This window comes from Alkalihalobacterium alkalinitrilicum (assembly GCF_002019605.1).
Taxonomy (GTDB): domain Bacteria; phylum Bacillota; class Bacilli; order Bacillales; family Bacillaceae_F; genus Alkalihalobacterium; species Alkalihalobacterium alkalinitrilicum.
The window spans coordinates 3,305,237-3,320,449 of record NZ_KV917368.1; the positions used below are offsets into that span (position 1 = coordinate 3,305,237).

13 protein-coding genes and 1 pseudogene are annotated in these 15,213 nt (G+C 37.8%); 5 read left to right on the forward strand and 9 right to left on the reverse strand.

Annotated features, from left to right (window positions below; all coding sequences use genetic code 11):
- Nucleotides 1-9 precede the first annotated feature (9 nt).
- The 3 genes and pseudogenes from BK574_RS15925 to BK574_RS15935 all read left to right on the forward strand — a co-directional run bounded on the left by BK574_RS15925 (nucleotide 10) and on the right by BK574_RS15935 (nucleotide 2,345).
- The gene (locus BK574_RS15925; protein ID WP_078429285.1) at nucleotides 10-315 is read left to right on the forward strand and encodes an antibiotic biosynthesis monooxygenase family protein; all 306 of its coding nucleotides are present in this window, start codon (nucleotides 10-12) and stop codon (nucleotides 313-315) included.
- Nucleotides 315-659 carry a hypothetical protein gene (locus BK574_RS15930; protein ID WP_078429286.1) on the forward strand — a complete coding sequence of 115 codons (345 nt, stop codon included), beginning with the start codon at nucleotides 315-317 and terminating at the stop codon, nucleotides 657-659. Before BK574_RS15925 ends, BK574_RS15930 begins: the two co-directional genes overlap by 1 nt.
- A gap of 324 nt (nucleotides 660-983) precedes the next feature.
- Nucleotides 984-2,345 (forward strand): annotated as a pseudogene (locus BK574_RS15935) (IS4 family transposase).
- 239 nt (nucleotides 2,346-2,584) lie between these two features.
- On the opposite strand, the gene BK574_RS28460 reads toward BK574_RS15935, so the two are convergent.
- Nucleotides 2,585-3,910: a recombinase family protein gene (locus BK574_RS28460; RefSeq protein ID WP_142248079.1), complete on the reverse strand. Its 1,326-nt coding sequence runs from the start codon at nucleotides 3,908-3,910 to the stop codon at nucleotides 2,585-2,587.
- Nucleotides 3,855-4,688, reverse strand: a complete 834-nt coding sequence (locus BK574_RS15945; protein WP_142247979.1) for a recombinase family protein — start codon at nucleotides 4,686-4,688, stop codon at nucleotides 3,855-3,857. Before BK574_RS15945 ends, BK574_RS28460 begins: the two co-directional genes overlap by 56 nt.
- Between BK574_RS15945 and BK574_RS15950 the strand changes: the two genes are divergently transcribed.
- A protein-coding gene (locus BK574_RS15950; protein WP_142247980.1) for an IS3 family transposase occupies nucleotides 4,644-5,785 on the forward strand; the annotation gives its coding sequence in 2 pieces (ribosomal slippage) (nucleotides 4,644-4,890 and nucleotides 4,890-5,785; 1,143 coding nt in all). The two genes, BK574_RS15945 and BK574_RS15950, sit on opposite strands and share 45 nt — an antisense overlap.
- 128 nt (nucleotides 5,786-5,913) lie before the next feature.
- Here BK574_RS15950 and rlmD read toward each other — a convergent pair.
- The 6 genes from rlmD to BK574_RS15980 form a co-directional block, all read right to left on the reverse strand.
- Complete coding sequence (gene rlmD, locus BK574_RS15955) at nucleotides 5,914-7,293, reverse strand: 23S rRNA (uracil(1939)-C(5))-methyltransferase RlmD (protein WP_078429288.1); 1,380 nt, start codon at nucleotides 7,291-7,293, stop codon at nucleotides 5,914-5,916.
- A 295-nt stretch (nucleotides 7,294-7,588) separates the two neighbouring features.
- Complete coding sequence (locus tag BK574_RS15960; protein ID WP_238458136.1) at nucleotides 7,589-8,521, reverse strand: IS3 family transposase; 933 nt, start codon at nucleotides 8,519-8,521, stop codon at nucleotides 7,589-7,591.
- Nucleotides 8,419-8,979, reverse strand: a complete 561-nt coding sequence (locus BK574_RS15965; protein ID WP_078428007.1) for a helix-turn-helix domain-containing protein — start codon at nucleotides 8,977-8,979, stop codon at nucleotides 8,419-8,421. Before BK574_RS15965 ends, BK574_RS15960 begins: the two co-directional genes overlap by 103 nt.
- Nucleotides 8,980-9,056: 77 nt before the next feature.
- Complete coding sequence (locus BK574_RS15970) at nucleotides 9,057-9,947, reverse strand: diacylglycerol kinase (RefSeq protein WP_075388997.1); 891 nt, start codon at nucleotides 9,945-9,947, stop codon at nucleotides 9,057-9,059.
- Nucleotides 9,948-10,061: 114 nt separating this feature from the next.
- Nucleotides 10,062-11,213, reverse strand: coding sequence for an amidohydrolase (locus tag BK574_RS15975; protein ID WP_075388996.1), 1,152 nt, complete (start codon nucleotides 11,211-11,213; stop codon nucleotides 10,062-10,064).
- A 91-nt stretch (nucleotides 11,214-11,304) separates the two neighbouring features.
- Nucleotides 11,305-11,910, reverse strand: a complete 606-nt coding sequence (locus tag BK574_RS15980; protein ID WP_078429290.1) for a DedA family protein — start codon at nucleotides 11,908-11,910, stop codon at nucleotides 11,305-11,307.
- Between the two features lie 198 nt (nucleotides 11,911-12,108).
- On the opposite strand from BK574_RS15980, the gene BK574_RS15985 reads away from it, so the two are divergent.
- Nucleotides 12,109-13,650, forward strand: coding sequence for a glycine betaine uptake BCCT transporter (locus tag BK574_RS15985; RefSeq protein WP_078429291.1), 1,542 nt, complete (start codon nucleotides 12,109-12,111; stop codon nucleotides 13,648-13,650).
- Nucleotides 13,651-13,777: 127 nt separating this feature from the next.
- On the opposite strand, the gene gatB is transcribed toward BK574_RS15985, so the two are convergent.
- Nucleotides 13,778-15,211 carry an Asp-tRNA(Asn)/Glu-tRNA(Gln) amidotransferase subunit GatB gene (gatB, locus tag BK574_RS15990; RefSeq protein WP_075388993.1) on the reverse strand — a complete coding sequence of 478 codons (1,434 nt, stop codon included), beginning with the start codon at nucleotides 15,209-15,211 and terminating at the stop codon, nucleotides 13,778-13,780.
- Between the last annotated feature and the right edge of the window lie 2 nt (nucleotides 15,212-15,213).

Below are 15,213 nucleotides of genomic sequence, written 5' to 3' on the forward strand. Positions count from 1 at the left end.
TACTGAATCATGTATATTGTACATTCGATTGTTACTGTACCAACTGAAAAATTAGATGAGGTCATTTCTCTATATCAAAACCGCTCACGGTTAGTTGATCAAGCACCCGGATTCATTTCCTTTAAGCTTTTGCAAAATGATATTAAGCCAGAAGAATTGACAGTAATGATGGAATGGGATCAAAAAGAAGACTATTTTGCATGGGTTAAAAGTTCCGACTTTAAACGTATTCATGAATTAGAAAAAAATTATCCTGATCAAGATTTAGCAGCAATTAAGCCCGTTGTAAAACGATATGAGGTGAGAGCATTTTAATGGAAGAAGCACAAAATAAATTGGTCGAAGAAATAGTTGTGAAAATCTATGAGAAATATCCTGATTTAGTTGAAAAATTTGGAGAACACGGTAAAAGGAAGACCTTTGAGGACAACATTCACCATTTTAATTCTTTGAATCTAGCTTATGAGGCAAATCATGTAGAGATATTTGTTAACTACACTATGTGGTTAAACGATGTACTTACAACTCGCGGTGTTTCTACTGAAATTATTATTGAAAATTATAATATTATTGTAGATGTTATTGAAGGAAAGCTGACTAAGGAAAGAGTAGCATTTTATAATAAAGCCATTGAGCAGGCAGTGTGGAGTTTATTGTAATTCTCTTTTACCTGGGGGGATATACCACATATCATGGTACGGTTCTAGGCCAATAGGAAATAGTCATTATTCAATGAATGTTTTTTTTAGAGGGTGCAAACAAGAAATGCTCACGCTATTTCAGCACCCACTTGCTCATTTATTTTATTATTTAATAACTCAACTTTCGCACCTTGAAAATTGATCTTTGAGTGGGTCTATCAAAGCTTTAAGAACTATTAAGTATGTTACTTGACGAGTGCTTTTAAACAGAAAAAGCACCTGCTTCTTTGGTATAGTGGAATTGACTAGAAACCATTACCACAAAGAAGAAGTGCCTTCTCTATGATAAATGAAAAACACTCGAATGAGCAACTGCCAAATGAACTTGAATCTGTATTTTCTGAGTTACAAGTAAGGAAACACTTGCGTCAAGCAGGTATTCAAAAAAACTTTGGGTTTTCATGTGCCTATTTGTTTCGGCTTGTTTTTTGCCTAATTTTCCATCAAAAAAATTGGTTTACCCTTGTCACATCCAAAAAGAGTGATTCTTTTCCAGGCAAAGATACCGTCTATCGATTTTTAAATCATTCCAAGTTTGCTTGGAGGAAATTTCTTTTACACTTTAGTGCGGCTACCATTCAAAAAGTCAGCATACTTACATCAAAGGACCGTCCAAAAGTGCTCATCATAGACGACTCTACGTTTGATCGTAATCGTAGTAAAAATGTTGAGTTACTTGCCCGTTGTTTTGATCACGCTTCTTTGAAAATGCGATTTTATAAAGGATTTCGAATGCTTACATTAGGCTGGTCAGACGGGCATACTTTCATACCAATTGACTTCTCTTTACTAAGCTCAAATACATCTTCCATTAACGGAATCAATGAAGAAGTTGATAAGCGATGTTCTGGTTATAAACGCCGTACAGAAGCGTTACAGTCTGCACCTGATCAAATTCCGGCGATGATTGAACGAGCGTTATCCAAGGGAATTGAAGCGTCTTACGTATTAATGGACACATGGTTCACTCAACAACCTCTTATTAAAGCTATCGTTGAACAAGGGCTTGATGTGATTGGGATGGTGAAGAACGGCAAGCAGCGATACAACGTGAATGGACAAATGCTTTCCTTAAAACAACTCTATCGATCTGCGACGCTACTTCAAGGAAAGAAAGGGCTTCTTCGTTCAATCACGACAACGATGGCTAATGGCGTATCCGTTAAAGTCGTGTTCGTTCAAAATCGTAATAAAAAGAGTGAATGGCTTGCCATTTTAAGCACCGATTGCACACTTTCTGAACAAGAAATTGTCCGTATTTACGGCATTCGTTGGGATATTGAAGTGTTCTTTAAAACGACAAAGTCACTTCTTCGCTTACAAAAAGAGTTTCAAGGACGCTCGTATGACTTACTCATCAGCCATACAACGATCGTCTTCACTAGATACATTGTTCTCTCGTGGCAAAATCGTTGCCACACAAATGAGCGTACATTAGGCGGTTTATTCTATGACCTTTGTGACGAAGTGAATGAACTTGATTGGGCTGTTGCATTGCAGTAATTAATCGAGCTTCTTCAAGATGTACTGAAGAAAACGAACAAACAAACACAACAGTTACTCAAAAATCAACTGTCACAATGGATTGCAGGTCTACCAAGTTACATCAGGGCTTACCTGCCTAATTTGGTCTGCGAAAGTTGAGTTAATAAGCAACCTGCTCATTTAACTTTAACTACATCTTTCACAAAGTAATCTAGCATAGAAGCTTCTTCTTGCGTAGTATAACGCCTACTACACATTAAAGAACGACGATTTTCTTATTCCGCCTTACTGACTCGTGAATACAATGAGCACATCTTTGAAAATAATTGAGTGTTTATGTAAATTCACAAAAGACGGTCAAGGTAAAATCACCCCCAACTAGTAGATTAAGACTTCTATTAAACCTCGCATTCAATTTCCGTACCGTCCAACAAAGTCACAATAATTTTTTCTCCTTTAAATACCGTCATCTTTTCAATTAGCTTAAAGTATAAATCTATATCAAACTCTGTTAATGTTGTAGCTTCCTTGAAAATTTCAATAAACTGTTCTGTTTTATATTTTTTTAGAAGATTGTCGCTTCCTTGCTGTCTCCACTTATTTATAAAGTGATCTTTATTTTCTAGTATGACGTTAAATACATTTATAAAGGCTTGGTATAAAGTTCTATCATCTGTATGCTTATTCTCACAGCTCTTTTCACCTTTAATAGTGTATTTTCTGTTGCATCTCCAGATTTTCCTTCTTAGCGTTTCGTTTGTAGAGTTCCAAACCTTTCTGCCAAATGGACTGTCGCAATGGCCACATAAAACTCTTCCTGCAAAAGGATTATCAATCGTAGCATAATCAACTTTTACAATCCCATGTTTCTCAGCAAAGGCTCGCCTTCTCTCCATTTCTAGCTGAACCGCTTCCCACATGTCTTTTGGGATAATCGCTGGATGGCTTTCTTCGACATAGTACCTTGGAATTTGGCCGGTATTTTGTACTCTCTTTTTTGTCAGATAGTCGACTGTATAAGTCTTTTGCAGGAGAGCATCACCTTTATACTTTTCATTACTAAGCATTTTCCTTATGCTGCTTTCATACCATTTGGCTTTGCCGTTCCAGTTTGGAACACCATCTTCCTCAAGCTCTCTTGCTATCCTGTTCGGTCCCTTTCCATCCAGATAGTCTTTATAAATTCTTCTTACTATCTTAGCTTGCTTTTGATTAACGATAAGGTTGCCATCCTCATCTTTGTCATAACCCAGGAATTTTGTATGGTTAACTGCTACTTTTCCCTGTTCAAACCGCCGCCTAATTCCCCAGGTTGAATTTTCCGAAATTGATCTACTCTCATCTTGGGCTAGACTGGAAAGGATACTTAACAAAACTTCACCCTTGGCATCTAATGTGTTAATGTTTTCTTTCTGAAAAATAACGCCAATTCCTAAGTCCTTCAGTTGCCTGACAAAATTCAAGCAATCTAGGGTGTTTCTTGCAAATCTTGATATTGATTTTGTAATGATCATGTCTATCTTTTTTTCCTTGCAGTCCTTAATCATTTTATTGAACTGCTCTCGCTTTTTCGTATTAGTTCCTGATATTCCTTCATCTGCGTAAATTCCTGCTAGTTCATAGTCGGGGTGGCTTGAAATGTAACTTGTATAATACTCAACTTGGGCTTCATAACTTGATAACTGTTCTAATTGGTCTGTCGACACTCGGCAATAAGCCGCCATCTTCTTTTTCTGTGGCTCTAACTGTTCTGAGTTGTTCAGGCAGGTTGCTCTTGCTGGTATAACTGTAATGTTTCTTGCCATCCTTTATAACCTCCTTCACAATGGTTTCTTCTTTTATATTGAGCCTGCCAACAACTTCATCATCGATTCTATTCCCTGAGCAAGCGTTTTTTCCATTTTTGATATAGTTGCTGCATTGCCATACAATTTTTCTACAGGGAAGCTTACTGTTCCAAGTTCGTCTTTTTAATGTTGAACCACATTTTCCACAGAATAACTTTCCTGTGAGGGGATATCTTGTTTGGTACTTTGTTCGATCTCCCACGTTCCCCTTAGCTTGAGCCCTAGATTCCCTCTCTTTTTGAACCTCATCCCACATTTTTTCTGGAATAATCGGTGGATGGTTATCTTCAATGTAATAGCTATCCACTTTACCATTATTTCGAATGGTTCCTTTCCTCAAATGGTCTGGTGTATAGTATTTTTGCAATATGGCAGCTCCTTTATATTTTTCGTTTTTAAGAACATTCAAGATTGTACTTTCCTGCCATTTTCCACCTGCTACTGTAGGAGTGTAAGCTGCATTTAATTCTTTAGCTATCGTAAAGGCCCCTTTCCCCTTTAGATAATCCTTAAAAATCCTCCTGACTATCTCTGGATAGGCTACACTTAGTTGGACAATAAAAATAAGGGCTAGTAGAATAACATATAACGAGTGAGGAGCGAATCTACTATGTCCAAAAAAAGAAGAACGTTTACCACAGAATTCAAGAAGCAAGTGGTTGCTTTATATGAAGGTGGAAAAAGTCGTCAAGATATTGTCCGTGAATATGAATTAACTCCGTCTGCTTTAGACAGGTGGATTACTCAGTTTCAACAGTCTGGTTCCTTCAAAGAGAAAGACAATCGAAGTCCAGAGGAACAAGAATTGATTGAGTTAAGAAAAAGAAATAAACAGCTAGAAATGGAAGTCGATATTTTAAAGCAAGCCGCGCTGATCATGGGGCGAAAATAGAAGTCATTGAGAAAAATCGGCACTTCTATTCGGTATCAGCAATGTGCAAAGTCCTACAAATAGCTCGAAGCACCTTTTATTATGAAACAGAAGTAGCTGCTCAAAAAGAAAAGGAAAAGGCTACAGAAGAACAAGAATTAAAAGAAAAAATACTAAAAATCTTTAATGAAAACCGTAAAGTATATGGAACTCGTAAAATAAAACGAGAGCTTTTAAAAGCGGGTCACAAGGTTTCCAGACGTCGCATAGGAAGGTTGATGAAAGAGCTCGGAATCCAATCGAAGTATGCACAACCTTCCTACAAACCAATGAGCTCTCAGCCAAATGAAGAATCCGTTCGAAACATATTAGATCAGGAATTCCAAGTGAATGAAGAAATGTCCGTACTGGTTAGTGATTTAACGTACGTCAAAGTAGGACATTATTGGAGCTACGTCTGTTTTTTAATTGATTTATATAATAGAGAAATAGTTGGTTATAGCGTTGGAAAACGCAAAGACGCAGCTTTAGTTCAACGCGCCTTCGCAACGGTTAATCGGCCATTAGAGAATGTAAAACTCTTTCATACAGATCGCGGATCTGAGTTTAAAAACGTAGCTATTGATGAATTATTAAGTGAAAATGAGATTGAACGTTCATTGAGCGATAAAGGAAACCCTTATGATAATGCAGTGGCAGAAGCGACATTTAAGATTCTAAAAACAGAACTAATTCATGGGGAGCAGTTCCATTCCCTTAACCACCTAGAACTTGAACTGTTTGATTATATCAATTGGTACAATAACATCCGTTCGCACAGTGCCCTGGGGTATCAAAGTCCAGCAAGTTATCGAAACTTAGCCCCTAAAAAAATTGTTTGATTTAGTGTTGACATACCACCACAAACAATAAAAAGAAAGGGTTCCCTATTATGAGTACCCCCAGCAAAACAGCCGAGGGAAAAGCTCATTGTAAGGAAACCCTTATTTTATAGGCTTATGCAGTTATTCTATTTATCCACTCTTGACATCATGACTACACACTCAACATGCATTGTATGAGGAAACATATCGACTGGTTGAACTTGCGTCGTCTTATATCCACCGTCTTCGAGTACCCGTAAATCTCGTGCTAGTGTCGCTGGATTACAGCTCACATAGACGACCCGTTTCGGCTTCATCTGAATAATCGTATCAAGTAATGCTTCATCACAGCCTTTTCTTGGCGGGTCTACAACTATAACATCGGCACTTATGCCTTGTGCATACCACCATGGAATTACTTTTTCAGCTTCTCCAACTGCAAAGTCGACGTTTTCTATGTTATTTAATTTAGCATTCCTTTTCGCATCATCAATCGCTTGCGGAACAATTTCTACTCCATAGACATGTTTGGCTTTTTGTGCTAAAAATAATGAGATTGTTCCAATTCCACAATACGCATCAATGACGATATCAACACTTGACAAATCTGCAAATTCTAACGCTTTATCATATAACACTTTCGTTTGCTCGGGGTTGACCTGATAAAAGGACCGAGCCGAAATAGCAAATTTCACATGACCAATATAGTCGTGAATGTACTCTTCTCCCCAAAGGACGTTCGTTTGATCCCCGAATATTACATTCGTTTTCTTACTGTTGATGTTATGTACGATCGACTTCACTTCTGGAAGGCGTACCTGAATTTGTTTTATGAGCTGTTCTTTATGAGGTAGATCTGAAGTTCTAGTAACGAGTACAACCATTACTTCTTTCGTAATTAGACCATATCTTGCCACAACATGGCGAAGCGTCCCTCTATGCTTTTCTTCATCATATCCTTTAATGTTCAGTTTATTAGCAATATCTTTCACAACTTGAACAACTTGATCATTGGCCTCTTGTTGAATCAAACATTCCTCTATATCTATAATATGATGCGTCCTCTCTTGGTAAAAACCTGCAACCAAACCACCTTCACGTGTTGCGACAGGAACTTGTGCTTTGTTTCGGTAACGCCAAGGGTCTGACATCCCAAGAGTCGAGTGGATAGGAATTTCTGAAATTTTTCCAATTCGCTCTAGTACATCTTTTACCATTTTTTGTTTTTGTAAAAGCTGTGCTTCATAACTTAAATGCTGCAATTGACAGCCTCCACACTGATGATAGACTGGACACGGTGGCTCCACTCGATGTTCACTCGTTTCTAACCGTTCTATCAAACGGCCAAATCCGTAACCTTTATTAACTTTTGTGACTTTAATAATTCCTCGCTCGCCAGGAAGAGCCTTCGGTACAAAAAGAGTATATCCGTTGATTTTTGCAACTGCAGCTCCTTCATGCGTTAAATCTTCGAAAACGACTTCGTATTGTTGATTTTTTTGAACAGGTACATTCTGTTTACTCATCTTTTCTCTCTTCCTTTACGTTCCAAAATATGCTCCCATGATTGTAGCATAATTGACTGGTTATAAAAACTTTGACAAAAGATAAAGTGAAACTTTATTCAGTAAGGGTCCTTCACCCTCACTGAATATTAGTTGAACCAATCGGGTTGTTACTAGCGCACTTCTCCCACTTAGCCTTTTCCTTCCTCAAAACCTTGAAGTGGGAATCTTAGCGCTAGTTATAACGGGATAAACTCTTTTAACGCACAAAAAAAAGAGCACGTTCGGTGGTTACCCCCAAATGTTAGAGTTTTTATTATGCAGCTGATTGGTTGGAGTGAGTTCGGTATTCAACTGGACTCATCCCAGCCAATTTTTCTTTTGATCGTTCATGGTTATACCAGTAGATATATTCTTCAATTCGTCTTTTTAATTCTTCATAGCTTACCAATTCTTCCCCATAATACATTTCTTGCTTTAAAATCCCAAAGAAGTTCTCCATCGAAGCGTTGTCTGCGCAGGTTGCTTTACGTGACATGCTTTGAAAAATTTTGTTTTCTTTTAACACCTTTACCCATTTGTTGTGCTGATAATGCCAGCCTTGATCGGAATGGATGGTGGTTCGATAGGTTGCATGACTTTTTATTACTTCTATAGTTTCTTTTAAAGGTTCCATGACAAGATCTAACGTTGGACGTTTCTTGATTCCATACGCAGTAATTTCTCCATTATAAAGGTCAAGAATTGGATTTAAATATAACTTATCATCGCCAAGACACTTGAATTCTGTAATGTCGGTTACTAACTTTTGAAGAGGAATAGGTGTACTAAAACGGCGTGATAATCGATTCTTCGCTACGTTTCCAACGTTCCCCTTATAGGAATTGTATTTACGCGATTTCCGCATAAATTTCACACATTTTAATCCCAATTCTCGCATGATGCGATACACTTTTTTATGGTTGATGGAATGACCTAATTTCTTTAATTCATTAGTGATTCGTTTATAACCATAACGTTCATTAAACTTTTTAAATAGATCTGTAATGATTTCTTTTAAGTTTGCGTCCGAATCTTCTTTGCCAGAATTTTTCACTTGGTAATGGTAAGTTGCTTCTGGGATGCCCACGACAAGGAGAACATCTTTTAATCGGAACCCTTCTTCTTTGAGTTCGAATGCGACCTTTGCTTGTGCTTTTCGTGGAAGGCACTCGGATTTTCCCGAAAAGCTCTCAACTTTTTTAAGTATGCTACTTCTAGCCTTAGTAATTCATTCTCTCGTTCTAATTCTTCTTCACGCGTCAGTTTTTTATTTTCGTTTTTCTTTTTGTTTGGTTTTTTAGACATAGAAGGTCGCCCCTTTGACTTTAGGTTCAGGCCTTCTATTCCTTGTTCATTAAATGTTTTCATCCAGCGGTGAATTAATGAAGGATTGTTCAATCTAAATTGATCAGCAGTTTCCTGATAAGAAGCACCTGTCTCTAGCATAAATTGTATCGTATCTAATTTAAATTGAATAGAATAAGCTTCCTTCACCTTTTTTCGCTTTAATCCCTCAATTCCTTGGGTCTTAAAGGCTCTTACCCAATCTTGTAATGGTGTTTGAGAGGGCATATTGTATTTTTTCGCCAATAATTTATATCCAAGATCTCCATGTAAATACTCAGTAACAAGCTTTATTTTAAATTCCTCACTATATTTAGCCATAAAAACACCCCCAAAAGTTAGTTTTCTACTCTAACTTTTAGGGGTAACCACCGTTCACATGCTCTTTCTTGTTGACCCTACCTTTTGGGAGGACATAAAATTTGAAAATGTTGATATAAATTGACAAACTCAGCTGGTAGCATTCCACCATATTCGCCGTCGAGATTTAATTGCATTTTGCCATCAACATGTACTTTAATTCGATTGGCTTGAGTATAAATGACCTTCGAATGGTTGATATGTTCTCCTCGCACCGCCAAGCCGCCAATACGAACGAATTCAGGAAACGAAGTCTTTTTTACAATAATTAAATCGAATAACCCATCTCGAATTGAGGCATCTGGCGCTAATTTTTCAAACCCACCGACGGAGTTTGTGTTCGAAACGAGGAACATCATAATTTCACCTTCAAAAAGCTTTCCATCATATTCAATCGTTACAGAAGTTGGAGAAATAGATGGTAACTTTTCAAGTCCTTTAACATAATAAGCAAGTTGTCCCATCAGCGTTTTCAACTTACTCGGCACTTCATACGTTAATTCGGTTAATGTTCCCCCTGCTGCAATATTGATGAAATATTGACTTCCTACTTTCCCAATATCAATTGGCTGCTGATGTTCGCCACATAATACATCACAAGCATCAACAATATCTCTTGGGATGTGAAGGGCTCTGGCAAAATCATTTGTTGTTCCACCAGGTAGTAGTCCTAATAACGGGCGGTTATCTAACTCTGCTAACCCATTAACAACTTCAAAGATTGTCCCATCCCCACCAGCTGCAATGACTAAATCAAATCCTCTTTCACCAGCTAATTTAGCCGCCTTTGTTGCACACCCCTCACCAGTAGTGGCATGTGCGGATGCTTCATAACCAACTTTTTCTAGACGCTCCAGGACATACGGCAAATTCTTCCGCATTTGCTCTCTACCCGAAGTCGGATTATAAATTACACGGGCTCTTTTCATTCTATCTCCCACTTTTACAAAGAATATCCATCTTATTACAATCTATTAATTTGTATGATAAGGGATACATTGACCTGATACAAGTCTTATCTATTACACAATATCACATAATGTTTATTTTTCTTCTTTTTGGTAGACAATTTCCCCGTCCACAAAAGTTACCCATGCATAACTATTTTGTCTAAGTGGGTGCGCATCCCAAATAACAATATCAGCATCTTTACCTATCTCAAGCGTCCCCGTTTGATCTTGGATTCCTAGTACGTCAGCAGCATATTTTGTTACCGAATTTAAGGCGGTTTGCTCAGACAATCCCTCTTTTACTGCAAGGTTTACTGATGTTTGTAAATACTGAATTGGAATAACAGGATGATCGGTTGTAATTGCAAATGGAACGTTCGCTTCTTCTAATGCTTTATACGTCTGCCATCCTTTATCTCGTAACTCTACTTTACTTCGACTAGAGATCGTTGGGCCTACTGTAAACTTTGCGCCACTTTCAGCTAACAAGTGAGCAATTTGATGGCCTTCTGTTGTATGTTCCACACTTAAATCAAGATCAAACTCTTTGGCGATGCGAATTACCGTCATTATATCATCGGCTCGATGAGCATGTGCTCGAACTGGAATTTTTCTCTCCAATGCTAACTGCAACGCTTCCAGTTCAAAATCAAATACATTTTCGCCCTTTTTCTTCTTTTCCATATAATGCTTTGCTTTTGAGAACTGTTCACGAAGAATTGCAGCCACAGCCATACGTGTCTTGGGAGCTCGTCCGTTATTACCGTGAGCAGATTTCGGGTTTTCTCCGAGTGCAATTTTTAAACCCGATGGTTCACGAAGAATCATTTCATCAACAGACTTTCCAAGCCTAATTTTGATACAAACCGTTAAGCCACCAATGACATTTGCACTCCCTGGTAAAACTTGAGCTGTTGTGACTCCTGCAGCCACCGCATCATTAAACCCTCCATCATAAGGGTAAATACCATCCAATGCTCGTAAGTGTGGCGTTACAGCTGAAGTTGTTTCGTTATAGTCTTGCCCTTCCCAACGTACACCTTCTTCATCAATTCCTAAATGCGTATGTGCGTCAATAAATCCAGCGGTAACATATTTCCCATTTGCATCAATCACCTGTGCTGTCGCTGGTATTTCTATATCTGCTTCATTACCTATATTTATAATCTTTCCATCTTCAAAAAGAATAGTTCCTTTCGTTATTTCTGTTTCACCTAAAATATGTGCGTTAATAATGGCCTTCATTTTAATCCCATCTCCTTAAATGAAAAATCGATACCTTTATTTTATTACGGGTATCGAAATATATCAAAGACAAACTATTCCATTTTTAAAATTAACTTGTATACGACCTCGCATCATCTTCTTGCTTGCTACCAAAGAACATATTTTTCAAGAAAAATCCAACCACTGCTATTACAAACACTAGAATTGATACAAGATAAATATTATGCTGTTGAAGACTTTCAATTCCTGAAACAACGATATATTTTCCAAAACTAAAGAAAATGGTACACCATATGAAACAACTAGTATACGAAACTAGTGCAAATGTTAAAAATGAAAGTTTTCGAGTACCACATAAAAAAGGGATAGCATGTCGGATCCCAGCAAAAAAACAACAGAAAAGAAGGGCATATGTGCCATGATTATCAATCATCTTTTTCCCTTTTTTTATTGCCGTTCTATTTACTAACTTACTAAGAAGTGGAGCACCTGCAAACCGACCAATTAAAAACATAGTGGTTGTACTAGCAATTATTCCAAAATAAGCAGCTATAAATGCAGGAACCATTTGTAAATAATCGTTCGACAACCAACCAACACTTATCATAATAATTTCATTGGGCACGGGAAAGATAAACATACCTAACCACAGCCATAGAAATAATCCCCCATAACCGAACTCATATAATACTGCTACATACGTTTCCCATTCCATTCTTGCACCCTCTCCCTGTTTATTCGGAAAAAGACATGCTGTGTTTGCTCTTTTTACGTTCACATATTTAATACCAATTTACACCATTATTATCAATAATCCAATTAAAGTGACTTTTAATCCTTTAAGCAGATCAATGTACTTAAAGTATAAAAAATGTCTTAATCGAAATCCTATGAAAAAAGGAGCGTGGACTAAATGGAGAAAGTTACGAAGGTTTTTTGGGTTTCTATTGTATTGGCAATTGTATTCGTACTTTGGGGTGTCCTATTACCTAATCAATTGACCAATATCATGGACGTTACATTAGGATTCTTTTTGCAAAACTTTGGTTGGTTTTACCAACTTTCAGCTACCTTTTTTCTCATCTTTGCCTTATTTCTTATTTTCAGTCGATACGGTAAAGTGAAACTCGGAAAAGATGAAGATAAACCAGAATTCAAACGTCCCACTTGGTTTGCGATGCTGTTCAGTGCTGGAATGGGAATTGGGTTACTTTTTTTCGGTGTGTCTGAGCCCATCTCACATTTTGCTAGCCCACCATTAGGAGAAGCTGGGACTAGTGCCGCTGCAACTCAAGCCTTACGTTATACATACCTTCACTGGGGGTTTCACGCATGGGCAATTTATGCAACGATTGCATTAGGCTTGGCTTACTTTAAATTTAGAAAAGGGTACCCTGGATTAATGAGTGCTACCTTATATCCTATTTTAGGTGAAAAAACAAAAGGACCCATCGGCGGAATTATTGATGTTGTTGCTGTCTTTGCTACAATCTTTGGCGTTGCCGCTTCATTAGGGTTAGGCTCTGCTCAAATAAACGGTGGCTTAAGTTATGTCACTGGTATCCCAAATACATTCGGTATTCAATTACTAATTATTGGTATTATTACTGTTCTCTTCCTCATTTCAGCTGGAACAGGGATCAAAAAAGGTATAAAGTACTTAAGCAATACGAATATGATATTAGCAGTTCTTTTATTTTTTGGAGTGCTTTTCTTAGGTCCGACCGTCTTTTTATTAGAACTATTTACGACGACCTTTGGTTCATACATTCAAAACTTACCCGCTATGGGTTTACGACTAGCCCCATTTAATGCAAATGACGCAGCTTGGATTCAAGGATGGACAATTTTTTACTGGGCATGGTGGATTGCTTGGGCTCCTTTTGTCGGAACATTTATTGCACGAGTTTCAAAAGGACGAACCGTTAGAGAGTTTTTAGTAGCCGTTCTGTTCATCCCAACCATTGTTTGTAGTTTATGGTTTGCAGTATTCGGCGGAACTGGCATTCATCTTGAATATAATTTAGGAATTCCAGTTTCTGAACAAACCCTTGAGACAGCACTCTTTTTAGTATTTCAACAGCTGCCATTTAGTGCTTTGTTAATTCTCATTACTTTATTTTTAATTACTGTATTCTTCATTACATCGGCAGACTCTGCGACATTTGTCCTCGGTATGCAAACAACCAACGGAAGTTTAGAGCCGCCAAACATCGTCAAGTATGCTTGGGGAATATTATTATCCGCTTCAGCCGCAATTTTAATGTACACAGGCGGATTGGCTGGTATACAGACGGCGATTATCGTTAGTGCCTTTCCACTTACCTTTGTTCTTATAGCCATGTCATTTGCAATGGTTAAATCTCTAAAAGAGGAAGTCGGACCGAAGAAGCAAACAGATCCAGAAAAGAGCAAGAAAAAAACTAAGATTAAAGAACAGATTAATCCAACGTAATTCTTTACAAGAAGAGCTGACACGAGGAGTCAGCTCTTTTCCATGAAGACCATATTAAAAGCAAAATAACGTATAAAACCCAATGGTTTTATACGCTATTTTTATCATGGTTTTACGCCTGAGGAACTTAGCGCTTTCCAATTTCTTCGACGATAATTTTATTAACCATCGGTGGATTAGCTTTTCCTTTGGTTTCTTTCATTACTTGTCCTACAAGGAAACCAATCGCTTTTTGCTTTCCAGCTTTAAAGTCATCGACCGATTGTTGATTATTATCAAGAATCGCAACAACGATGTTCCTCAATTCACCTTCATCTGAAATTTGCACGAGACCTTTTTCTTTAACAATAGTTTCAGGGTCTCCACCATTTTCTATCATTTCTTTAAATACGGTTTTGGCAATCTTAGATGAGATCGTTCCTTTTTCAATTAATGCAATCATTTTCGTTAAATTCTCAGGTGTTAGCGGTACATCTGTAATCTCTTTATCATTCGAATTTAAGTACGCCGATACATCTCCCATGAGCCAGTTGGCAACAAGCTTAGCATCGCCATCATGGACTAAGGCTTGCTCAAAGAAATCAGACATTGCCTTAGACGCAGTCAAGACTTGTGCATCATATTCTGAAAGGCCAAGATCAGCAATATATCGTGTTTGGCGTTCATAAGGTAGCTCTGGAATTTGGCTACGAACACGATTTTTCCACTCCTCATCGATAAAAATCGAAACGAGGTCTGGGTCTGGGAAGTAACGATAATCATCTGAACCTTCTTTAACACGCATTAAGATGGTCTCTTTTTTTCCATCATCCCACCGACGTGTTTCTTGATGAATAACATTACCTTCTAGTAATTCTTTTTCTTGGCGAATTTCTTCATAAGCTAGCCCTTTTTGAACGTTAGCAAATGAGTTTAAGTTTTTTAATTCCGTTTTTGTACCGAATTCGACTTGTCCTACAGGCCGTAGCGAAATATTAGCATCGCAACGAAGTGAACCTTCCTCCATCTTACAATCAGAAACTTCTGTATATTCCAAGATGGCTTTGAGCTTTTCTAAGTAAGCATATGCTTCTTCTGGTGTACGAATATCGGGTTCAGACACGATTTCAATCAATGGTGTACCAACACGGTTAAAGTCGACTAACGAATAATCCCCGTACTCCGAGTGTGTTAGTTTCCCCGCATCTTCTTCCAAATGAATACGTGTAATTCCGATTGTTTTCTTTTCACCATTCACTTCTATTTCTATTGATCCATGCTCTCCAATCGGCTTATCAAATTGCGAGATTTGGTAAGCTTTTGGACTGTCTGGATAAAAATAATTTTTTCGATCAAATTTTGTTTCTTCAGCAATTTCACAATTCAAGGCCAATGCTGCTCTCATCGCATATTCAACAGCTTGTTTATTTAAGACTGGTAGTACGCCTGGATGTCCTAAACATATTGGACATGTATGTGTATTCGGCGGGGCACCAAACTCAGTCGAACAGCCACAGAATATTTTTGAGTTGGTCTTTAACTCAGCATGAACTTCTAATCCAACTACCGTTTCGAATTTCATTT